The sequence below is a fragment of the Bacillus sp. FSL K6-1284 genome, assembly GCF_038002625.1.
Lineage (GTDB): Bacteria > Bacillota > Bacilli > Bacillales > Bacillaceae > Bacillus > Bacillus paralicheniformis.
This window is the reverse complement of the sequence record NZ_JBBOCW010000001.1, coordinates 2,190,571-2,216,751: the sequence shown is the minus strand read 5'-3', so window position 1 is coordinate 2,216,751 and position 26,181 is coordinate 2,190,571. Positions and strand designations below refer to the sequence as shown.

The following is a 26,181-nucleotide window of genomic DNA, read 5'->3' as shown; positions in this document are numbered from 1 at the left end:
TCATGGCGCAAGAGACAGAGATTCAAGATATTTATCCATTGTCGTATATGCAGGAAGGAATGCTGTTTCATTCACTGCTTCACCCTGATTCAAACGCCTATATTGAACAAATTTCCTTCACCATCAGCGGTGATTTGTGTCTGGATTCATTTCAGAAGAGTCTGGATCTATTGATTGAACGTTACGACATTTTCAGAACGATTTATATAAAAGAGGTGCCTGATCTGGACGGGCCGCAGCAAGTCGTTCTATCACACCGAAAAGTAGCTGTTCAGACGGAGGATATTTCTGCCTTGACGGCTGAACAACAGAATACGTTGATAAATAGCTGCAAACAAGCAGATCGGCTTCAACGGTTCGACCTGCAAAAAGGCCCATTAATGCGGCTGACCCTGTATCAAACAGGAGAAAAACGACATACATGCGTCTGGACCCACCACCACATCATGATGGATGGATGGAGCTTAGGTATTGTGCTGCAAGATTTTTTCCATATGTACTACGCTCTAAGAAACGGCCGGCCTTTCCACCTTGGGAAGCCGGCGCCTTACAGCACATACATGACTTGGCTTCGCGGTCAGAGTAGAGAAAAAACAGCTGCCTTCTGGTCCGATTATTTGGAAGGGTACGGGGAGCCTGTCTCTGTCCCCGGTTCAAAAAGCAAAACAACAGAAGGCGTTTATACACCGAGTCACCTTCAATTCTCACTCAAGCCGGAAACGGTTGAAAAACTTTCCGATTTAGCAAGGCGATTGGGCGTGACGTTAAACACATTGTTTACAAGTATATGGGGCTTGCTTCTGCACCGCTACAACGCGACTGATGACGCTGTATTCGGCGCAGTTGTTTCAGGGAGGCCTTCCGCCATTGACGGGATCGAATCAATGGCCGGACTGTTCATTAACACGGTGCCTGTCCGGATTCGCTCTTCTGCGGGTATGTCATTTTCTTCACTCGCCAAACAGGTGCAAAAAGACATCCTGACTTGTGAAGATCACGGCTATTATCCTCTCTATGAGATTCAAAACGAGAGCGGCTTAAACAAAGACCTGGTCAATCATATCCTTGTATTTGAAAATTATCCCGTCCAAATGCAGAAAGAGGTTAACGGCTGGGAAGAATCGGAGGAAAACGCTCTTCATCTTGATCATTTTTCCACGTCAGAGGAAACCAATTACGACTTGAATATTGTCATTGTTCCCGGTGAGACCTTTTACATAAAATTCAGCTATAACGCCGAGGTCTATGATCAAACCGACATACTTCGGCTTCAAGGGCATGTAAAAGAAGTGATCGATTGTATACTATCAGATCCCGATCAATTGATCACAAGCATTGATCCCGTGCCACTCGCTGAAAAAAAACTGATTCATTCCTTTCACGGCAAACAGCGAACTTATCCGGATCAAACAGTTTATGAGCTGTTTGAAGAGCAGGCCGCCAAAACACCGAAACAAGAGGCGCTCAGATTCAATGAAACAAGCTGGAGCTACCGTGAATTAGATGAGCGAGCTAATCAAATCGCTCGTGCGCTAAGGAAAGAAGGCGCAGGTCCAAATCAAGTTGCAGCTGTTATGCTGCGCCGCTCAAAAGAAACTGTCGCAGCTCTTCTCGGCATCTGGAAATCGGGCAGTGCGTATATGCCGCTTGATCCGGATCATCCGCCTGAGCGGCTCTCGTTTCTCTTACGCGACAGTCAAGCCAAATGGCTCGTTACGCAACATGAACTGCTCCCTTTTATCCCTGCGGATTACAAAGGGAAGATTGTCACAATTGAAGAAACAGACGCGGAACCAAAAGCCGCTCTTTCAGCACAGTCAGACAGCGAAAATTGGGCCTACATCATTTATACATCAGGGACAACGGGGCAGCCCAAAGGGGTGCTCGTCAGCCACAGAAGCATTTCCAATACATTGCAATGGAGACGGGAAGAATACAGCATGACAGACCGCGATATCGCGCTCCATCTCTTTTCATATGTGTTTGACGGGTCAATAACAGGTCTGTTCACACCGCTTCTGTCAGGCTCCTGCGTCTTGCTGACCGATGAAGATGATGCAAAAGATGTCGTGGCTATGAAACAGCTTATCGCCCAACACGGCGTCAGCCATCTGCTCTTCGTTCCTTCCTTATACCGCGTACTGCTGGAGACCTTGACAAAAACAGACGCGGAAACACTCCGGGCTGTGACATTCGCCGGGGAAGCCGTGACACCTGATTTAATCACCGTAAGCCGCGAGATTTGCAGCAACGCCGAACTGATAAACGAATACGGACCGACAGAAAACAGCGTGTCAACGACGGTGCTGCGGAATCTTCAGAAAAGCGAGCGATTGACAATCGGACGGCCGGTTGATAATACATCTGTCTATATTATGCACGGGAACCTCCTTCAGCCGATCGGTGCTGTCGGTGAATTATGCATTTCAGGAAAAGGCCTTGCTGAAGGGTACTTTCAGCAAAAGGAATTGACAGATCAAGCCTTTACCGCCCATCCCTTTCATGAAGGAGAACGGCTGTACAGGACAGGGGATAAGGCGCGCTTTTTGCCGGATGGAACGATCGAATACCTTGGACGCCTGGATCACCAAGTAAAAGTCAGAGGATTCAGAATAGAACTAGGAGAAATTGAATCCGCACTTCGCGGTATTTCCGGGGTAAAAGACGCGGCGGCACTCGTACGCACCACAGCAGATGGAGAACAGGAGCTTGCGGCTTATGTTGTGTTGCAAAAGGAAACAGAGCGCTTGGACCTGCATAGAGCCCTTGCCGGGAAATTGCCGGCCTATATGATGCCTGACAGCTTTACAATACTGCCCAAAATGCCGCTTACAACGAGCGGAAAGCTGGATCGCTCCGGTCTCCCGGAACCGGCACATTCAGGCGGGACAGACGTCATGCCGAAAGCGCCCCGCACTTTGCTGGAAACAGAGCTTATGTCGATTTGGCAAGACGTGTTGAAGCGGGAGCGGATTAGCATACATGATGATTTCTTCCAATTGGGCGGTCAATCTCTTAAAGCGGCGGCGCTTGTCTCAAAAATCTATCAGCGGCTTAATGTTCAGCTGCCGATTCGCGAAGTCTTTTCATATCCGACGATTGCCAGCATGGCTTCTGCAATAGATCGGGTCAAAAGTGAGACCCGTCCGGAGATAAAACCGGCGCCGGAAAAAAATCTGTATCCTTTGTCTTTCGCGCAAAAAAGGCTCTATGCCCTGCATCAGCTGGCAAAAGACAGTACAAGCTACAACATGCCCGCTTGCTTGGAACTCTGCGGAACACTGAACCGAAAGCGATTGAAAGAAACTTTTGCAACATTAATCGACAGACATGAAGCGCTGCGCACTTCGTTTGTTTTACAGGACGGGGAGCCGATGCAAAAAGTCGTATCATCTGCCGAAGTGAAGTGGACAGAGTTGCACATCCAATCCGAGAAATCGCTCAATGAAGTGTTGGAATCGTTCGTTCAGCCGTTTGATCTTGAAAGAGCTCCGCTGATCAGAGTCTGCTTAGCCGCGTTGAACAAAGACCGGCATTTCTTCCTGCTTGATATGCATCATCTCATTGCTGACGGTATGTCAATGAGCACGTTTATTCGTGAATTCTCGGCCATTTACAGCGGGAAAGAGCTGCCTCCATTGACACTGCAATATAAAGATTTCGCTGTATGGCAAAATGAACAGTTTTCAGCCGGGGCATTCGGCAGCCAAAAACAGTACTGGCTGGAAGTGCTGAAGGGAACGTTGCCGGTGCTGGACTTGCCGCTTGATCAAAAACGGCCGCTTCTCCCCGATTTTAGCGGAGACACTTTGACCACGCATATTGACAGGGAAACAGGGGCAAAGCTGCGCCAGTTAATGGATGAGACCGGTTCAACGTTATATATGGTGTTGCTGGCTGGCTTCTCAGTCTTTCTTTCTAAACTGAGCGGCCAAGAGGATATTGTCATCGGTTCGCCGGCACATGGCCGAGAACGCGCAGAACTTGATGGCGTGATCGGGATGTTCGTGAATACAATGGCGATGCGAAGCAAGCCTGAAGGGAATAAAACAGTCCGTACATATTTGAAAGAGATCAAAACACTGACACTTGAGGCTGTTGACAACCAATATTATCCGTTTGAGGAGCTCGTCCAACACCTTGACGCCCCACGAGAAGTGAACCGCAACCCGCTTTTTGACGCTATGCTGGTGCTTGAAAACAGCGATGATTTCAAGGTGGAATTACCGGAACTGACGCTTTTATCACATAAACTGCCGCATCACTCGTCAAAGTTTGATTTGACTTTGCATGCCGAAGAACAAGATGACGGTACGATCAGCTGTCATTTTGAGTACAGTACCGCCTTATTTGAAAAGGCAACGGTCGCGCGCTGGTCTGATCATTTTAAAGCGCTAATCGGCAGCATGTCGGCCAATCACGACATGAAACTGTCCGACATGCAAATGCTGACTCCGAAAGAACAAAACATGCTGATCAATGCTGCAGGAGAAACGGCTGAATACCCGAGACAAGAGAACATCGCGAGTCTATTTGAAAAACAGGCAATGGCCGCTCCGGATCAAATAGCCGCCGTGATCGATGATCGGCAGCTGTCTTACCGGGATCTTGATGAAAAGGCTGAACGGACAGCTGCTGTGTTGAATGAACATGGTGTCGGTTCAGGGCAAGTGGTCGGTTTAATGACAGACCGTTCACTCGATATGCTGGTTGGGATTCTCGGCATCTTAAAAGCGGGAGGCGCCTATTTGCCGATCGACCCTGATTATCCAGCTGAACGGATCCGCTTTATGCTGAATGACAGCGGGGCCAAACTGCTGCTTACTCAATCCGGACAACAATGGGAAGAACCTATAGACATACCTGTTTTATATATTGACGAGGCAGAAAAAGCCGCAGCGAAAAGGCGGCGCCAGCCGATATCAGCCGAACAGCCGGCATATGTGATCTACACATCAGGAACAACAGGAAAGCCAAAAGGTGTAGTGATTGAACACCGCAATGTGGTCAGCCTGATCAAACATGACGAGCTGCCTTTTTCATTCGGATCCCGGGACGTCTGGACACTGTTCCATTCCTATTGTTTCGACTTCTCGGTTTGGGAAATATTCGGCGCTCTTTTACACGGCGGAAAAATTGTCATTGTCCCGAAAGAAACCGCCCGCGATCCCCATGTCTACCGGCGGCTTTTACAAAAAGAAGGCGTGACTGTGCTAAACCAGACGCCTACAGCTTTTCACGGGCTTATCGATGAAGAATTAAGGCATTCGGACCGCTTACAGCTCCGCTATGTCATCTTCGGGGGAGAAGCCCTGCAGCCCGGGATGCTGATGAACTGGATTGAGAAGTATCCAGAAACGGATCTCATCAATATGTACGGCATTACCGAAATAACGGTGCACGCCACGTATAAAAAGCTGACTCGAACCGATATGAAACACAATAAAAGCAATATCGGAAAACCTCTGGCAACCCTACAAGCCTATGTCGCGGACGCCTATATGAACCTGCAGCCTGTCGGTGTGCCGGGAGAACTGTATATCGCAGGCGCCGGAGTCGCAAGAGGCTATATCAACAGTGAAGAGCTGACCGCTTCCCGATTCATCACAAATCCATATGTCGGAGGTCAGCGCCTGTATCGTACGGGAGACATCGTCAAAAGGATGCCAAACGGCGAGCTGGAATATGTCGGCAGAAAAGATGCGCAAGTGAAGATCAGAGGATACCGGATTGAGTTGGGAGAAATCAGAAGCGCCCTTCAAGAACTGCCTCCAATCAAGGAAGCAGCAGTCATAACAAGAAATGACAAAGACGGACAGCAATCGATCTATGGATATGCGGTAACGGCGCAAAGCCTGAATGAAGCAGAGATTCGTACATCTCTCAGAACGCTCCTCCCGGAATACATGATACCCGCGCGGATCATACAGGTTGATGAACTGCCACTGACAGCTAACGGCAAGCTCGACGAAAATGCGCTGCCAGAACCGGCGGCCAATCAGGGCGCAGGTGAAGATATAAGCCCAAGAAACGATATTGAACAGATGATGGCTGAGATTTGGGAAGAGCTCTTAGGAATGGAGGGGCTCGGTGTGAACGCCCATTTCTTTCACCTTGGCGGAGATTCTATTAAAGCGCTGCAAGTATGCGCAAGGCTAAAGCAGCGAGGCTATGAAACAACGGTTCGCGAGCTGTTTAAACATCAGACGCTTGGCGAGCTGTCAAAGCGGGTAACGAAAGTCCGGCGCGAGATTGATCAAGCGCCCGTCAACGGCGAAGTGCCGCTGACGCCTGTACAGCACTGGTTTTTCTCACAATCTTTGTCACACGATCACTTTCATCAATCTGTCATGCTGCACAGTTCCGCGCGATTTGATGAAACAGCTCTGCAAAAAACGCTCGCCCATATCGTGGTCCATCATGACGCATTGCGGATGGTATGCGGATATCAAGACGGAGTTTTAACACAGTACAACAGAGCCGAAGAGCTTGCCAAAGAGGAGCTGTTTTCGTTTGAACTGCTTGATGTAAGAGAAGCAGGATCATTAGCTCAAGAGCATGTGATGATTGAAAGGGCCGCGGAACATATTCAGAAATCGATTCAGCTTCAGACAGGGCCGCTTGTTGCAGCCGGCGTTTTTCGCGGATCGGACGGCGATCATTTGCTGCTTGTGATTCATCACCTTGTCATCGACGGAGTATCATGGCGCATCCTCTTCGAAGATTTAACCGCCGGATACAAACAGGCCCTGGCGGGAAAAGAAATCGTGCTTCCGGAAAAGACAGATTCCTATCAAACCTATGCCAAGCGGCTGACTGATTACGCAACAAGCCGACAGCTATTACGGGAAATAGATTACTGGACTGAAAGGGAAAAAACAAGAGTTGAACCGCTTCCGAAAGATGCCGAAACCATTACGAATCTGCTGCAAGATACAGACACCATAGACATTCGGCTGACAAAACAAGAAACAGAGCGTCTGTTAACGGCTGTAAACAAGCCGTATACGACAGATACAAATGACATATTACTCGCCGCGTTAGGTCTTGCGCTTCACAAATGGACCGGCAATGATCGATTCAAAATCAGCTTAGAAGGCCATGGAAGAGAAGCGCATTTGGAGGATATCGATATCAGCCGGACGGTCGGCTGGTTTACCTCGATTTATCCTGTTTTACTCGATGCAAGCCTTCCGGAGTCCGCAGATGATCATGAGCGTTTCGGCTACCACATCAAGCGGACAAAAGACATGCTGCGCCGTATTCCGTATAAGGGCGTTGGCTACGGGGTGCTGAAATACATCGGCGGCATGTGGGAACCTGAAGATTTCCAGCGTCCCGACATCAGCTTTAACTATTTGGGACAGTTTGACGAAGATATCAAGTCGAGCGGATTTCGCGTTTCTCCCGTCAAAGCGGGGCATGAGATCAGTCCGGATTGGGAGCGGCCTCATCTTCTCGATATCAGCGGCGCCATATCTTCAGAATGTCTCGTCATGCACTTTGTCTACAACCGGCTTCAATATGAGAAAGAAACAGTACAAGCTCTAGCAGACCATGTTCAATTTTTTCTCAAAACGATCATCAAGCATTGCACAGAAAAAGAAAACCATGAAAAAAGTGCAACAGACTTCACTGATGAAGATTTAACTTTGGAGGAACTAAGCGACATTATGGGAGCTGTCAATAAATTATAGAAAAGGAGAGTCGCTGATGGTGCAGCAACCGGAAATACAAGATATCTATCCTTTATCTTTTATGCAGGAGGGCATGCTGTTTCACTCGCTATTGGATCAGGAATCTAGAGCCTACTTTGAACAGGCATCATTTACGATAAACGGCTCGCTTGATACAGAACGGTTTCAAAAAAGTTTAGACGCGCTGATTGAACGCTATGATATTTTCCGCACTGCGTTTATACACAAAAATGTGGCAAAACCGCGCCAAGTCGTGTTAAAAGAGCGGCAAAGCCGCCTTCAATTTGTTGATATTTCTCATCTGGACGAGGCGGCTAAAGAAACATTTGTCGATCAATTCGAACATGACGACAAGAAAAAAGGATTTGATCTGCAAACAGACCCTCTTATGAGAGTATCTATCTTAAAAAGGGCGCACGAACAATATCATTGTATTTGGAGCCATCATCACATTTTAATGGATGGCTGGTGCTTTGGTATTGTGATGAAAGAATTTCTTGCGATTTACAAGGCTTTAGGAAAAGGGCAGCTTCCTGATTTTGAACCGGTTCAGCCATTCAGCAAGTATATTAAATGGCTGATGCGACAGGATCGAAAAGAAGCTGAAGCCTTTTGGAAAACAAGGCTTATCGATGTCAAACAAACCGCATCACTGCCCAAAACATCATCATCCTCAAAAGGAAAGCTTGAGCAGATGGCATTTACCCTATCTAAAGAACAGACTGAAGGGCTGCGAAAATTGGCCTTGCAAGCAGGCGCGACGCTGAATACGGTTTTTCAGGCATTATGGGGAATCATTCTGCAAAAGATCAACCGCTGTGATGACGCAGTCTTCGGCTCCGTTATTTCCGGGAGGCCGTCTGATCTTGAGGACGTAGAAAAAATGGTCGGGCTTTTCATTAACACCATTCCCGTCCGGGTCAAAAGCGGGCCGGAGTCCTTTTTGACATTGGTCAGCCACTTGCAGCAGGAGTCACTGAAAGCGGAAGCGTACAGTTATTATCCTTTATATGATATTCAGGCGCAAAGCACGCTGAAACATGAGCTGTTTGACCATATTGTCGTATTTGAAAACATACCGGCCCAGCGCGAAATTGAAAGTCTGAATCAAGCTGATGCATTCGATTTCACAGTCGATGATTTCGATATGGAGGAAGTTACCAACTATGGATGCAGCATTAAAATCATTCCGGGAAGCTCGCTTTATATTCGCATAAATTTTGATATCGGACTGTATGATCCAGCCATGATGAAAAAAATCGAACTGTATTTACGCCATATTATAGGCTCTGTCATCGCTGATCCCAATCAACAAATCGCACAAATTGCATTGCTTGGCGAAGAGACTGCCAAAAAGATGCTGTACGAATTCAATCAAACAGAGCCCGCTGCACCTTTGGCGCCGACGCTGCATGGTTTTTTCACCCGCCGTGCAGCTCTGTCGCCGAACATGCCGGCGCTTCGTTTTTCCGGCGGTACCTTAACATATCGAGAGCTTGATCAGTATACCAATCAGCTCGCTGTCCGGTTGAAGAAAAAAGGCGTTGCCAAAGAAAGTGTGGTCGGCGTCCTCGCCGACCGTTCACCGGAGATGGTGATCGCGGTGCTGGCTGTTTTGAAAGCCGGCGGCGCTTACGTGCCGCTTGATCCAGACTATCCTGAAGAACGGCTCAGATACATGCTCGCCGACAGCGGCGCCAAGCTTCTCGTCACAGGGCCGGGTTTGTCCGTCTCCGGTTTTGCCGGTGAGACGCTTGAAGTCAACCTGTCATCGTTTCAAGCGGAGACAGCGGAGACCGAATCGGTTTGCGTTCATACAGATGGCGGCTCACTCGCCTATGTCATCTATACATCCGGTTCAACCGGGACACCGAAGGGCGTCGCGGTTGAGCACCGACAGGCTGCCGCCTTTTTGTCCGGGATGCAGCGCCAGTTCCCATTAACTGAAGATGATGTCATCGTGCTCAAGTCATCGTTTTCATTTGATGCTTCGATCTGGCAGTTGTTTTGGTGGATGATTCCCGGCGCCTCCATGTATTTGCTTCCGCAGGGCTGGGAGAAGGATCCCGCTTTAATGACAGAAGCCTTCGTCAATGAAGGGGTGACAACGGCGCATTTTATCCCGGCGATGGCCAACAGCTTTTTAGACCAGGTCGAGATGGAAACAGAGGAGAAAAGGACAAGCCTTGCGAAAACCTTGAAACGCGTATTCGCCGGAGGTGAAGCGCTCGCTCCCCAGACAGCCGCCCGATTTGCCCGGTCTTTGCCGGAGACTGCGGTCATTCACGGCTACGGGCCGACAGAAGCTACGGTGGATGCCGCATTTTTTCGGTACGAACACGAAAAAAACAGGGAACGGATGCGGCTTCCGATCGGAAAACCTGTACCGGGAGCCCGTCTTTATATTTTAGACAGTGAGAAAGCTGTCCAGCCCATAGGGGTGGCCGGAGAACTGTATATCGCAGGCGCGGGCGTCGCAAGGGGCTACTTGAACCGTCCGGAGCTGACAGAAGAACGGTTTCTCGATGACCCGTTTTATCGAGGGGAACGCATGTATCAAACGGGCGATCTGGCGAGATGGCTCCCGGATGGCACCGTTGAATGGCTGGGCCGCATGGACGGCCAAGTGAAAATCCGCGGCTACCGAATCGAACCGGGAGAAGTCGAAGCGGCGCTTCGCCAGATCGACGGCGTGCGGGAAGCGGCGGTTGTCGCCCGGACAGAAGGGGAGGAAACCGAGCTTTGCGCCTATATTGAAGGTCAGGATCAAAAGACCGCAAGGACAGAACTGGGCAAACGCCTGCCGGCCTACATGATGCCTTCATCATTCATCGAGATGCGTGAGTGGCCTGTCACACCGAGCGGAAAGCTTGACCGCAAGGCGCTGCCCGCTCCCGACGGAGCGGCTGAACGACGCGCTTACACCGCGCCGCAAACCATCACGGAAATGAAGCTCGCCAAGCTTTGGGAAGAGGTGCTGAAATACGGCCCTGCCGGCACTCGCGACCACTTTTTCGAACAAGGCGGCCACTCGCTGAAAGCGACAGCGCTTGTCTCCCGCATTGCCAAAGCCTTTGGCGTGCAAGTGCCGCTGAAGGAGATCTTTGCCAAGCCGACACTGGAAGAGCTCGCCGCCGTGATTCAGGAATTGGATGAGAGCCCATATGCGGCGATTGAACCGGCGGAAATACAGGACACCTACCCGGTGTCCTCGGCGCAAAAGCGGATGTATGTCCTTCAGCAGCTGGAAGACGGCGGTGTCGGCTACAATATGCCGGCTGCGCTTAAGCTGACAGGTCCGCTCGACCGCGCGCGGCTTGATGAAGTATTCAGGCAGCTGATCCGCCGCCACGAATCGCTCAGGACGTCGTTTGAAACAGGGGCAGACGGCGAGCCTGTCCAGCGCATCCATGATGATGTCCCGTTTCAGCTGATGGAATTGGCCGCGGCTGAAGACTTTGTCCGTCCGTTCCGGCTTCAAGAAGCGCCGCTTTTCCGCGCCGCTCTTGTGAAGGAAGCGGAGGAGAGCCACCTGTTGTTGGTAGACATGCATCACATCATTTCCGACGGGGTGTCTGTCGGCACCTTAATCCGCGAATTCAGCGAGCTGTACGCCAGCCGGACGCTTCACCCGCTGCGGATTCAATATAAAGACTACGCTGTCTGGCAACAGGCATTCAAACAAGGGGAGGGGTACAACAGACAGGAAGCCTATTGGCTGAAGCAGCTCGACGGAGAGCTGCCGGTACTGGAGCTTCCGGCCGACAACGCCCGCTCGGCGGTGCGAAGCTTTGCGGGTGATACAGTGTCCCGCACGCTTGATGCGAAAACAACAGCCGGCCTTTACAAGATCGCCCGCGACAACGGCTGCACCCTGTATATGGTTCTTCTCGCCGCGTACAGCACGCTTCTTGCCCGTCTCAGCGGACAGGAGGACATCATCATCGGTTCGCCGATCGCCGGAAGGCCGCACAAAGACTTAGAACCTGTCATCGGCATGTTTGTCAACACATTGGCGATCAGAACGCAGCCGGCAGAAAACAAATGTTTCAGCGATTTCTTAAAGGAGGTCCGCGAAACGGCGCTTGAGGCGTTCGAACATCAGGATTATCCGTTTGAGGAGCTTGTCGACAGGCTTGATGTCGTCCGTGATATGAGCCGCAATCCGTTGTTTGACGTTATGTTCGCTCTGCAAAATATGGAGCGGGAATCACTGACTCTGCATGACTTGCATTTGACGACTATAGCTCATGACGCCCATAAAGTCTCTAAGTTTGATATGACTCTTTATGCAGCTGAAGAAGATCAAGAGACAATCCGTTTTGATGTTGAATTCAATACAGACATCTATCAAAAACAAACGATCAAGAAATGGCTTTCCTACTATATTCATATTCTCCATCATGTGATCGAACATCAGAACATTCATCTCGGAGATATCCATGTATTAGATGAACATGAGACAAGCTCATTCATTCACACATTTAATCAGACAAAACAAGACTACCCGAAACACGAAACGATCAGCCGTTTATTTGAATATCAAGCAGCCAAAACACCTCACGCCCCGGCCGTTATATATGACAGGCAAACCTTGACTTACCGTGAACTAAACGAACGCGCCAACAGAATAGCCGCTGCGCTTCGAGCAAATGGCGTCGGTTCAGAAAGTGTTGTCGCACTATTAACAAGTCGCACCCCTGAACTTGCGGTCGGAATTCTAGGTATTTTAAAAGCCGGCGGAGCCTATCTTCCCGTCACTGAAGACATGCCGACAGAACGGCTGGAATGGATGTTGTCTGACAGCAATGCTGTGATGCTCCTCCAATCAGATCGATTAGAATCTCATATGGCAGGAAAACGGTTATTCATAGAAGACATCCAGCTTGAGGCCGGCATTTCAGCAAACAATCCCGAACAGCAGGGCGGTCCTGATTCTCTCGCTTATATCATGTATACATCCGGATCAACCGGCACGCCAAAAGGCGTAATGGTTGAACAGCGCGGCGTCGTCCGTCTCGTAAAAAACAGCGATATGGCATTTTCACCTGAAGACAGGATTTTATTGACAGCGTCATTGGGATTTGACGCGATGACATTTGAAGTATTCGGACCGCTATTAAACGGTGCTTGTTTATACATCAGTGACAAGGAAACTTATTTAGATTCCGATCGGCTCAAGACATTCATACAGCAGAACGGCATCACGACTTTATGGCTGACATCATCCTTATTTAATCAATTATCAGAACAAAATGAACGAACATTTTCCGACCTGTCCAGATTGATTCTCGGCGGAGAAGCCCTGTCGCCAAACCATGTCAATCGCGTTCGCAACGCGGCGCCGGATCTCGCGCTATGGAATGGCTACGGCCCAACGGAAAACACAACATTCTCAACGTGCTTCCGGATTGAACACGAGTATAAGCATTCCATTCCGATCGGCCGCCCAATCGCTAATTCAACCGCTTATATTGTCAACAGCCGCGGGAGATTGCAGCCTATGGGTGTCATCGGAGAATTATGCGTTGGCGGGGACGGGCTAGCCAGAGGCTACTTCGGGAGACCTGAACTGACGAAAGAAAAATTTGTGCCAAATCCCTTCACACCTGGTGAACGAATGTACCGGACCGGTGATTTGGCCCGCTGGCTGAAGGATGGGTCGATTGAATATATCGGCCGGATGGATGATCAAGTAAAAATTCGCGGCTACAGGATTGAGCTGGGAGAAATTGAAGCAGCATTGCGGCAGATTGACGGTGTCAAAGAAGCCGCCGTCATCGTGCGAACCGGTCCCTCAGGACATAAAGAACTCCTTGCCTATATGAGTCTGCAAGCGGAAATGAATATCGAGAAAGTCAGATCCCTTCTTTCTCAGCAATTGCCCGGGTTTATGATCCCGGCGCATTTGGTTGAGCTTGCCGCCTTGCCTCTGACACAAAACGGAAAGCTCGACAGAAGAGCGCTGCCTGAGCCGGAGACCACAGCAATCAACACAGCATACGCCCCTCCGCGCAACCAGCTGGAGGAACGGCTTGCCGTGATCTGGCAAGAGGTGCTCGGCGTTGAAAAAGTCGGGATTGAGGATTCGTTTTTTGAACTGGGAGGCGATTCGATTAAAGCCCTCCAAGTATCTGCGCGCCTTGGACGGTTTGACTTGAAAATCACGGCAGGCGACTTATTCCGCCATCCAACTATTAAAGAAGCCGCGCCTCTCATCCGCAAGACTGAGAGAAATATAGATCAGCGGCCGATTGAAGGAGAAGTACCTTGGACGCCCGTTCAGCGCTGGTTCCTCGCACAGCATATCGAAAAGAGGCAGCATTTCAACCAATCTGTCATGCTTCATAGCTCAGAAGGATTTCAGGAACAGCCGCTTCGAACAGCTTTACAGCATCTTGTCATCCATCATGATGCCCTCCGCATGACAATCATCGATGACGGCGGCCAGCTGCAGCAATTTAACAGGGGAATTCATGGAGAACTTTACAGCCTGAACATAAGAGACCTTTCTAAAACGGCACAATGGGAGAAGCTGATTGAAGACGAAGTCGCTGATTTGCAGCGCAGTATCCATTTGCAAACAGGCCCACTGCTAAAAGCAGGCTTGTTCAACACAATGTCGGGAACTTATTTATTTCTCACCATTCATCATTTGGTCGTCGACGGGGTCTCATGGCGGATTTTGCTTGAGGATTTATCGGCAGCATACAGTCAGGCGGCCGCAGGACAACCGGTTCAGCTTCCGCGGAAAACGGACTCATACCAATATTTCGCAAACCGGCTTGCCGAATACGCAGAGAGCAGCAAGGTCATTCGCGAACAATCGTATTGGCGCACTGTTGAAAAAGAAAAAGCCGCTTTACTTTCTTGTGAAAAACCGCATAGCGCTGCGGACAACATTCGGAAAACGGAAAGCTTTACCCTTTCCGAAGAAGACACACACGTTTTAATCCACAAGGTTAACAACGCCTACAACACAGACACCCAGGATATTCTGCTGACGGCAGCATCATTAGCCCTGTGTGATTGGATGGGAGAGAGGAAACTGCGGATCGCGATGGAAGGACATGGGAGAGATCACACCCTTCCTGAATTGGATATCAGCCGGACAGTCGGCTGGTTTACCACAATATATCCTGTGTTGATTGATTTACATGCAGTCGAAGGCGAGTTGGGGCTGGCAGTGAAAACAGTCAAAGATACACTCGGCAGAATACCGGACAAAGGAATGGGATACGGCATTTTGAAATATTTAACATCCTCTGAAAACAAAACAATCCAGTTCAGCAAAGCGCCTGAAATCGGTTTTAATTATTTAGGGCAATTCAATGATACAGAACGCCAACAAAAGTTCAGCTTTTCGGGGCTTGCAAGCGGGAAAGACATTACACCTACATGGCAGCGTGAGCAAACGCTGGAAATGAGCGCCATGGTAAGGCAAAATCAGCTGCATTTCAATTTGAGCTATCCGCCAAGCCGGTTCCATAAAACAACAATGAAACAGCTGCTGCACATGGTGAAACATAATTTGCACCAAATCATCAAACATTGCGCACATAAACAAGAAACAGAGAAAACGGTCAGCGATTTTAGCAGCCAATCGTTAACAGCGGAAGATTTGGACAATATTGCGAGCTTTGTCGAGGAACTGTAGGAACAGGAGGCAGGGAAAAAATATGACAAAAAAACATGAGATTCAGGATATTTATCCGCTTTCTTATATGCAGGAAGGCATGCTATTTCACACCCTTCTTAACAAGGACACACAGGCATACGTCGAACAAGCCTCATTTTCAATGACAGGAAAGGTTGACACAGACATTTTTCAGAAAAGCATCACTGCTCTGTGCGCCCGGCACGATATTTTCAGAACGATTTTTATCAGTCAAAATGTATCCGTTCCGCAGCAGGTCGTCTTAAAAGAACGGACGATCACCGTTGAAGAAAAAGATCTGACTCATTTGGATCGATCCGGCCAGCTTAGATTGATCGATGACGTCAAAAAAACAGACAGAGCCAAAGGATTTCATTTGCAAAAAGATGGATTGATGCGCGTCATTCTTTTTAAAACAGGGGAACGCGAATTTACATGCATATGGAGCTTCCATCACATCATTATGGACGGCTGGTGCCTCGGGATTGTCCTGAAGGAGTTTTTCCATATATACGCTTCCCATTTGCACCAAACACCATTAAAGCTTGAGCCTGCTGTGCCTTACGGGAGCTATATTCAATGGCTGATGGAGCAGGACAAAGAAGCCGCCGCCCGGTACTGGGAGGGTTATCTTGAAGGATATGACCAACAGAGCCGGCTGCCGCAGCAAAAAAAAGCGGGCGCCAAAAGCAGACAAGAAGAAGTCACATTTTCCCTTTCTAAAACAGTTACGGATAAGCTGAAAGAGCTGGCCGCAAAGGAAGAAGTCACATTGAGCACCATTTTTCACACGCTTTGGGGAATGTTGCTGCAAGCTTATAACCAGACGGATGATGCGGTTTTCGGTTCGGTTATTTCCGGCAGGCCGGCTGAAATTGCAGGGATAGAGCGGATGATCGGCCTTTTCATTAATACGGTACCGGTGCGTGTTACCGGTACAAAAGTGCCTTTTGTGAAACTGATTAAACAAGTGCAAAAAGATGCGCTCAATGGGCAGCCGTACAGCTACCACCCGCTCTATGAGATACAGGCGGAATCCGCCGTCAAACAAGGCTTAATCGACCATATTCTTGTTTTTGAAAATTATCCTGTTGAAAAAGAAATCGCACTGCTGAACAGTGGACAAGATGCAGAGGATCTGTTTCGCATTCATGATTTCAACATGGAAGACGAGACCAACTACAGCTTTTATCTCATGGTAGCACCAGGTGAAAACATTCATCTCAAAATGAGATTTGATTCCGGCATTCATGAACGTTCTTTCATCGAAAGCGTCAAAGGCCATTTGCAGCATATCATCGCACAAGTGCTGGAAAATCCGAATTTGACCCCGGAGGAATTGACGATCACAACACAGCAGGAACAAAAAGACCTGCTCAGCACGTTGAAAATAGAGACTAAACAGCGTGAATATGAAACGATCCAGTCGATGTTCGAACGTCAGGCGGCACAATCCCCTGATGAAAAAGCAATTCACTATGAAGGGCAGTCGATCACTTATAAAGAGCTGAATGAAATGGCCAACAAACTTGCACGCCTTCTCCGAAAACGGGGTGTCAAACGCCAGGAGCCGGTCGCGATCATGGTCGAACGTTCTCCCGCATTAGCGGCGGGAGTACTCGGCATTTTAAAAGCGGGCGCGGCATTTGTTCCGATTGACCTGAGCCATCCTGCCGAACGCATTCGCTATTGCATAGAAAACAGCGGCTGTCAGCACATAGTATCACAGCATCATGTGGCGGCTTTAGCAAAGTCAGCCGCAACAAAACGATCTGTGACATTCATAGAAGAAGCAGATGCGGAAAGCGACGGAAGCAATGTCGAGACGGTAAACACTGCGGAAGATTTGCTTTACATCATGTATACATCTGGAACAACGGGGAAGCCGAAGGGTGTTTTATTTGAACATCGAAATATGGCCAATTTGCTTCATGACCAATTTGAAAACTCACGTATTGATTTCAAAACAAATGTGCTCCAGTATGCATCTTGTGCGTTTGACGTCTGCTATCAAGAATTGTTTACAACTTTGCTTAGCGGCGGCACGCTTTGCATCGCGCCTGAATCAATCAAGCGCGACCCAGCTCAGTTGTTTTTGTTGATCAATACACAGCGAACAGAAGTCGTCTTTTTCCCGACGGCTTTTGTGAAGATGCTTTTTAATGAGGAACACTATGCGAACCACTTTCCAAACTGTGTGAAGCATGTCATCACTGCGGGGGAGCAATTGACGGTCTCGCATATTTTTAAGGCATTGCTCAAGCGGCACGGCATACACTTGCATAATCATTACGGCCCGGCGGAAACCCATGTCGTCTCGACATGCACCATTCATCCTGAGGGCGACATCCCGGATTCTCCGCCGATCGGAAAACCGATCAGCCATAACGCCTTGTATATCCTTGACAAATACAAACGACTTCAGCCCTGCGGTGTAGCAGGAGAGCTTTATATATCAGGCGCGAGCGTCGGGAGAGGATATGTCAATAATCCAATCTTGACAAAACAGAAATTTTTGCCCGATCCATTCAGAGCGGGAGCCGTCATGTATCGAACAGGAGATATAGCAAGGCTTCGTGCAGACGGACAAATGGACTATATCGGCCGGACGGATGATCAAGTGAAAATCAGGGGCTACCGGGTCGAACCTAAGGAAATAGAGGTGACATTGGCAAATCATCCTGCTGTTAAGGAAGCGGTTGTCCTGGTTCAAAAAGACAGTGAAGGGGAACATGAATTGTGCGCATACTACAGCACACGGAAACCGATCGACCCTTCTGCATTGCGTCATGATTTGGCCGACGCCATCCCTGACTACATGATGCCAGTAAAATGGACTGCTGTGCCAGCGATTCCGCTTACAGCAAATGGAAAAGTCGATAAAAGCGCCCTCCCAGAACCGACATCATCCGCATCGCATCAGTCATACGCCGCACCTCGCAATTTGAACGAGCTCAGGCTTTCACAGCTTTGGGAAGGTCTACTGAAAAGGGGGCCGGTCGGCATCCGCGACAACTTTTTTGAACTGGGCGGCCATTCTTTAAAAGCAACATCGCTCATCTCTCGCATCGCCAAAGAATGGAACGTTCAGATTCCGTTAAGTGATGTCTTTGCCCATCCGACCGTAGAAGGGTTGGCAGCAGTCATCAGTGAAGCGGAAGAAAACCCGTTTGCTTCGATTCAGCAAATAGAGAAGAAGGAGACAAATCCGGTTTCTTCCGCACAAAAACGGATGTATGTTCTGCACCAGCTTGATGGCGGAGGAGTCAGCTACAACATTCCGGCCGTTTTGGAGCTGACAGGCGAGCTCGATCAACAGAGGGTGGAAGCTGTATTTCGCGAACTGATCCGCCGGCATGAACCCCTTAGGACATCATTCGAAGCAGGAGACGACGGCGAGCCGGTGCAGCGGATTCATGAAAAGGTGCCGTTTGCTTTTTCAAACGAATCTTCATCTGAATCATTTATCCGGCCGTTTGATCTTGGAAAGGCTCCGCTTTTCAGGGCGGGCTTAGCGACCATTGAAAAAGGACGATATCTGCTTTTAGTGGACATGCACCATATTATTTCAGACGGTGTCTCCATCCAATTGCTCATGCAGGAATTCAGCGAGCTGTATAAAGGACTTGAACTGGCTCCGTTGCGCATTCAATACAAAGACTATGCAGCATGGCAAGAAACATTCAAAACAAGCGACATATACAAACGGCAAGAATCGTATTGGCTCAAACAACTGGCCGGTGAGCTGCCAGTGCTCGAATTGCCGACGGACAAACCGCGGCCCCCGGCAAAAAGCTTTGCAGGTGACCGGGTTACGTTCGAGATCAGTCAGGATCTTACATCACGTTTACAACAGCTCGCAGGAGAAAACAGATGCACACTGTATATGACGCTTCTTGGGATATACACCGTTTTATTATCACGGCTAAGCGGGCAGGAAGAGATCATTGTCGGTTCGCCGATCGCGGGCAGACCGCATGCTGACCTGGAATCCGTGCTCGGAATGTTTGTGAACACATTGGCTTTTCGAACACGTCCGGTGAGCGGAATATCTTTCAAACAATATTTACAGGACATTCGAGAAACAGCGCTAGAAGCCTATGAACACCAGGACTATCCGTTAGAGGAGCTGGTTGACCGCCTCGGCGTTCAGCGGGAGATGAGCCGAAATCCGCTCTTTGATACAACGTTTGCACTGCAAAATATGGAGCGGCAACAATTGTCGATGGAGGGGCTTGAGTTTCGGCAGAAAGATATCAGCCACCCGATTTCTAAATTCGACCTGTCACTGTACATGGCCGAAAGCGGCGGACAAATATATTGTCAGTTTGAATACAGTACAGATTTGTTTGAACGGAAAACGATTCAAAAATGGGCCGATTTTTTTAAAACGTTGGCTAAAAACGCTGCACAGCATCCGGAGCTGGAACTGGACCATTTGTCAATCCTTTCGAAAAAGGAAGAAAGCGCACTTCTGCAAAACCTCAGCCCGATGCAAAAAATCGATTTCCCACTGGATCAGCCGCTTCATCATCAGCTCGAGCAGCAGGCAGAAAAGACGCCTGATCGTCCGGCCGTTTTGGCGGATGGCGTCTCCATCTCCTACAGAGAACTGAATGAACGGGCCAATCAAATTGCATGGAAGCTAATTGGCCTCGGTATTCAACAGGAAGATGTGATTGCCGTGATGGGGAGACGTTCACCAGATATGCTGATTGGAATTTATGGCATTTTAAAAGCGGGAGCTGCTTACGTGCCGATCGACCCTGACTATCCTGAAGAACGAATCCGTTTTTTAATGAAGGACAGCGGCGCAAAGACCTTGCTTGCAGAATCTAATCCATCGATGTTTGAGGGAACCATTTTGCCGCTAGATGGCGGGCGCGAGAATCACGGAGAAGCGGCAGTCAATCCGAATCTCCCGGTACCGCCCGATGCCTTGGCCTATATCATCTATACATCTGGCTCAACGGGACGCCCAAAAGGCGTCATGGTGGAACACAGGTCCGCGGTCAATTTTTTATACTCACTGCAAACCCGCTACTCACTTAACGACTCGGACATCATTCTGCATAAAACGTCTTACTCGTTTGATGCTTCAATATGGGAGCTGTTCTGGTGGCCATTCGCCGGGGCTTCTGTTTATCTGCTTCCTCAAGGAGGGGAAAAAGATCCTGAAATCATCTTAAAAGCGCTGGAGGAAAAGGAAGTTACAGCCGCCCATTTTGTCCCTTCTATGCTTCACTCATTCTTGGAATATATGAATCAAAGAAAAAAACCGGCCGACATCAGACATTTAAAAAGAGTCTTTGCAGGCGGCGAGCAGCTGTGGGCGCACCTCGTCTCCCGTTTTCATGAGCTTCTGCCGAGGGTGGAATTGACAAATTCCTACGGACCGACGGAAGCGACGGTAGAAGCGGCATACTTTGATGTCCCTAAAAGGAAAACACTTGACCATGTCCCGATCGGCCGATCAGGACACAATATGAGACTCTATATTTTAAATAAAAAACGGCAGCTTCTCCCGTTCGGCTGTCGAGGGGAACTGTATATCGCAGGCGCGGGCGTCGCAAGGGGCTACTTGAACCGTCCGGAGCTGACAGAAGAACGGTTTCTCGATGACCCCTTTTATTCAGGGGAACGCATGTATCAAACGGGCGATCTGGCGAGATGGCTCCCGGACGGCACCGTTGAATGGCTGGGCCGCATGGACGGTCAAGTGAAAATCCGCGGCTACCGGATCGAACCGGGGGAAGTCGAAGCGGTGCTTCGCCAGATCGACGGCGTGCGGGAAGCGGCGGTTATCGCCCGGACAGAAGGGGAGGAAACCGAGCTTTGCGCCTATATTGAAGGTCAGGACCAACAGACTGTAAGGACAGAGCTGCGCAAACGCCTGCCGGCCTATATGATGCCTTCAGCCTTCATCGAGATGCGTGAGTGGCCTGTCACTCCGAGCGGAAAGCTTGACCGCAAGGCGCTGCCCGCTCCCGACGGAGCGGCTGAACGACGCGCTTACACCGCGCCGCAAACCATCACGGAAATGAAGCTCGCCAAGCTTTGGGAAGAGGTGCTGAAATACGGCCCTGCCGGCATTCGCGACCACTTTTTCGAACAAGGCGGCCACTCGCTGAAAGCGACAGCGCTCGTCTCCCGCATCGCCAAAGCGTTTGGCGTGCAGGTGCCGCTGAAGGAGATTTTCGCCAAGCCGACACTGGAAGAGCTCGCAGCCGTGATTCAGGAATTGGATGAAAGCCCGCATGCGGCGATTGAACCGGCGGACAAACAGGACACCTATCCGGTGTCCTCGGCGCAAAAGCGGATGTATGTGCTTCAGCAGCTGGAAGACGGCGGTGTCGGCTACAATATGCCGGCGGCGCTTAAGCTGACAGGACCGCTCGACCGCGCCCGGCTTGATGAAGTATTCAGGCAGCTGATCCGCCGCCACGAATCGCTCAGGACGTCGTTTGAAACCGGGGCAGACGGCGAGCCTGTTCAACGCATTCATGATGATGTCCCGTTTCAGCTGATGGAATTGGCCGCGGCTGAAGACTTTGTCCGTCCGTTCCGGCTTCAAGAAGCGCCGCTTTTCCGCGCCGCTCTTGTGAAGGAGGCGGAGGAGAGCCACCTGTTGTTGGTGGACATGCATCACATCATTTCCGACGGGGTGTCTGTCGGCACCTTAATCAGCGAATTCAGCGAGCTGTACGCCAACCGGATGCTTGCCTCGCTGCGGATTCAATATAAAGACTACGCTGTCTGGCAACAGGCATTCAAACAAGGAGAGGCGTACAACAGACAGGAAGCCTATTGGCTGAAGCAGCTCGACGGAGAGCTGCCGGTGCTGGAGCTTCCAGCCGACAACGCCCGCCCGGCGGTGCGAAGCTTTGCCGGAGATCATGTGTCCTTTTCACTTGATGCGGACACTTCATCCGGCCTTTACAAGATCGCCCGCGACAACGGATGCACCCTGTATATGGTTCTTCTCGCCGCGTACAGCACGCTTCTTTCCCGGCTCAGCGGACAGGAGGATATCATCATCGGTTCGCCGATCGCCGGAAGGCCGCACAAAGACTTAGAACCTGTCATCGGCATGTTTGTCAACACATTGGCGATCAGAACGCAGCCGGCAGAAAACAAATGTTTCAGCGATTTCTTAAGAGAGGTCCGCGAAACGGCACTTGAGGCATTTGAACATCAGGATTATCCGTTTGAGGAGCTTGTCGACCGGCTTGATGTCGTCCGTGATATGAGCCGCAATCCGTTGTTTGACGCTATGCTTGTCGTACAAAATATGGATCGCCAAGAGCTTTTCCTGGATGGACTGCATATTCAGCCTGCCGATATGCCTCAGACTGGGGCGAAGTTTGATCTGACGCTGCAAGTTTCAGAAGGGGATGAACGCATACACTTTCGGTTTGAATATGCATCATCTTTATTTAAACAAGATACGATCGAACGCTGGGCATCACATTTCACGACAATGCTTCAGCACATTGTCCACGCACCGCAGACAGCGTTGCCTGCCATCAGCATGCTGACAGCTAAAGAACAACAGCTGCTGATGACAAACTTTAACAGGATGCCGGAACAACACGGCCCTAACATAACCGTTCACGAATTATTCGCCCGTCAGGCGGCAAAATCGCCGAGTGCAACTGCACTCATCACTCGGGAAGGGGTGCTCACTTATCAAGAATTAGACGAATGGTCCAACAAAATAGCGAGAACATTGCAAAATCAAGGGATTGGTCCGGATCTCACTGTAGGTATTATGATTCCTAAATCAACAGGCTTGATCGCAGCCGTTCTCGGAACCTGGAAAGCAGGGGGCGCCTATGTCCCAATTGATCTTGGATATCCGGACGAGCGCAAACAATATGTATTAGCCGACAGCGGAGCTAAACTGCTAATCACCGATAAAAAAACAATTCATCAAGTACCTGATGGTTTTAAAGGCGAAGTGCTTCTGATTGAAGATGTACAGGAACAGGACACCTCACCTATTCTAACTGCTTCCGGGCCTGATCATTTGGCCTATATCATTTATACATCAGGTACGACGGGCAAGCCAAAAGGCGTCATGGTGGAACACAGAGGAGTCGCTTATACAGTTCAGTGGCGCAGTGCTTTTTATGAATTTCATGATCATGATATCGCGCTTCAGCTTTCCTCATTTTCTTTTGACGCATTTGTCACAAGTATGTTTGCGCCGCTTATATCAGGAGTGCAGACCGTTATCCCGGCTGAGGAAGAAGCGAAAGACATTCTCGCTATTAAACAATATCTAGCCGATTACGGCATTACGCATATGAATCTCGTTCCGATTCTATACCGGACACTGCTTGACGTATTGCAGCCGGAAGATGTACAAACACTGCGACTTGTCACATTAGGAGGCGAAGCGATTGAACCGAATTTGCTGGAGCGCAGTTTCTCGCTCCGCCCTGACATAGAAATTTCCAATGAATACGGGCCGACAGAGAGCAGCATCACGGCCACTGCGGCCAGAAGATTGAAACGAGAAGAAAACATCACGATCGGCCGGCCGATCGGCTATACAAATGTTTATATTTTAAAAGGAGATCACTTGCAGCCTATTGGTGTCACCGGAGAACTTTGCATTACAGGACCGGGGCTTGCAAGAGGATATATCAATCTTCCTGAGCAAACGGCAAAATCTTTCGTTCAAGATCCGTTCCATCCAGATCAGCGCATGTATCGGACGGGGGATTTGGCGAAATGGCTGCCGGACGGCACATTGCAGTATGTCGGCAGAATGGATGAACAAGTCAAAATCAGAGGCTACCGAATCGAGATAAAAGAAGTGGAAGCGGCACTCTCCGGCCTTGCCGTAGTAAAAGAAGCGGCAGTGGTGGATTCTGTTACCGCAGCAGGTCATAAGGAACTGTGCGCTTATATCGTTGTTGAAGACGGCGCAGATTGCGGCATGGTGCGCAAAGCTTTGGCCAAAAAAGTGCCGTCTTACATGGTACCGGCGTTTTTCCAAACGCTTGATGCATTGCCTACCATGCCAAACGGGAAGCTGAATAAGCCCGCACTGGCAAAGATCCCGCACAAGGGAGAGACTAGGCAAACATTTACGGCTCCGGCCACTGATATTGAAAAAGAATTGGCTGCCATCTGGCGCGGGGTGCTCGGTGTGGACAAGATCGGAATTGATGAATCATTTTTTGAGCTTGGCGGAGATTCCATTAAGGCATTGCAAGTCTCCGCGAGATTGCATCAATCAGGAAAGCAATTGGCCGTAAAAGATATCTTCAGCCATCCGACAATCCAAGAATTGGCGCCATACGTCCGTTTATCACAACAACCGATCAGCCAAGCATCTGTAGAAGGCGAGATGACATGGTCACCGGTGCAAAAATGGTTCCTGTCTCAAGATATAAAAGAAGCCCACCATTTTAATCAGTCGGTTATGCTGCATCGGTCAAATCCGTTAGATGAAGATGCATTGAGGAAAACGCTAAAAGCGATAACCGTCCATCACGATGCACTCAGGCTCATATGCGCCAAAGATGAACAAGGGAACTTGCGCCTGTACAATCGTCCAGCGAACATCGGAGAGGACCAGCTTTACAACTTGCGAATCTTCAATCTGGCCGGCGAACCAAAAGATCATGAACACATTATCAAACACCAAGTTCGTGAGCTGCAAAAAGCAATGGACTTGGAAAACGGGCCGCTGGTGCAAGTCGGGCTTTTCCGCTCAAGCGAAGGAGATGACCTGTTTCTTGCTATCCATCACTTGGCCGTCGACGGCATATCATGGCGGATTATCCTGGAAGACTTGGCATCCGTCTATGAGCAGGCGATTCGCGGAGATGACATAGCACTCCCGCCAAAAACCGCATCATTCCAGACATATACCGAGCAATTAGCCAAGTATGCAGAAAGCCGGCAGTTATTACAGCAAGCAGACTATTGGCGCGCCATCGAACAACATGAAACAGTTGCACTGCCAAAAGATCAGACACATATCGACAAAACCGCTTTGAAAAAACGTAACACCGTATCATTTACTTTAGCTCAACAAGAAACAGACGCGATTCTAAAAGATGTGCACAATGCTTACAATACGGATACCCAAGACCTGCTATTGGCGTCAGCGGTACTCGCTATATGGCAATGGGTGCCGCAAAAGGCGCTAAAAATCGCGCTTGAAGGGCATGGCCGTCAATCTGAGGCGGCATATCACGATATCAGCCGAACTGTAGGGTGGTTTACTTCCATATATCCAGTATTGCTTCAACTTGAACCCAATACATGGGATGACCATCATGAAGAATATATGATCCGCGCATTAAAAATAACAAAAGACACGTTAAGGCGGATACCTGATAAAGGATTTGGATACGGTGTTCTCAAATATATGACACCGCCTGAAAAAGCAAAGATCAAATTCGGCAAAGCACCTGATATCACCTTTAACTATTTAGGACAATTTGAAATCGGAAACCGTGCGCAAACCGAAACAGAACAGCTTGATGCATTTACACTTTCTCCTTTGGGGGGCGGCGAAGATATCACCGGCACTTGGAAGCGTGAACAGTCGCTGGATATCAGCGCACTCGTAGCCGAAGGCAAACTGACCGTTAACATGACATATGAAACAGGGCGTTTTCAAAAAGAAACCATTGAGCGGCTTTCCCAAGATTGTCAGTACTATCTCAGAAAGCTGATGAACCATTGCCTCGGCAAAACTGAAACAGAGAAGACCGTCAGCGACTTTGATGATCGCGAGCTGACCGAGGAAGCTTTTAAAAATATAACCGACTTACTCGGATTTCATTAAACGAGCGGAGGGAA

General features: G+C 49.3%; 3 protein-coding genes. All 3 read left to right on the top strand.

The window, feature by feature from the left end; translation table 11 throughout:
- Positions 1-2: 2 nt before the first annotated feature.
- Genes MHB72_RS11400 through MHB72_RS11390 form a run of 3 tightly spaced genes read left to right on the top strand, consistent with a single transcriptional unit; the run spans position 3 to position 26,167 of the window.
- Positions 3-7,697 carry a non-ribosomal peptide synthetase gene (locus tag MHB72_RS11400; protein ID WP_216920749.1) on the top strand — a complete coding sequence of 2,565 codons (7,695 nt, stop codon included), beginning with the start codon at positions 3-5 and terminating at the stop codon, positions 7,695-7,697.
- A gap of 16 nt (positions 7,698-7,713) precedes the next feature.
- Positions 7,714-15,354: a non-ribosomal peptide synthetase gene (locus MHB72_RS11395; RefSeq protein WP_216920747.1), complete on the top strand. Its 7,641-nt coding sequence runs from the start codon at positions 7,714-7,716 to the stop codon at positions 15,352-15,354.
- Positions 15,355-15,376: 22 nt separating this feature from the next.
- Positions 15,377-26,167, top strand: coding sequence for a non-ribosomal peptide synthetase (locus tag MHB72_RS11390; protein ID WP_216920745.1), 10,791 nt, complete (start codon positions 15,377-15,379; stop codon positions 26,165-26,167).
- The last annotated feature ends 14 nt before the right edge of the window (positions 26,168-26,181 follow it).

Coding starts and splice junctions, on each gene's coding strand:
- MHB72_RS11390 (WP_216920745.1), top strand. CDS start 15,377: ATGACAAAAAAACATGAGATTCAGGATATTTATCCGCTTTCTTATATG.
- MHB72_RS11400 (WP_216920749.1), top strand. CDS start 3: ATGGCGCAAGAGACAGAGATTCAAGATATTTATCCATTGTCGTATATG.
- MHB72_RS11395 (WP_216920747.1), top strand. CDS start 7,714: ATGGTGCAGCAACCGGAAATACAAGATATCTATCCTTTATCTTTTATG.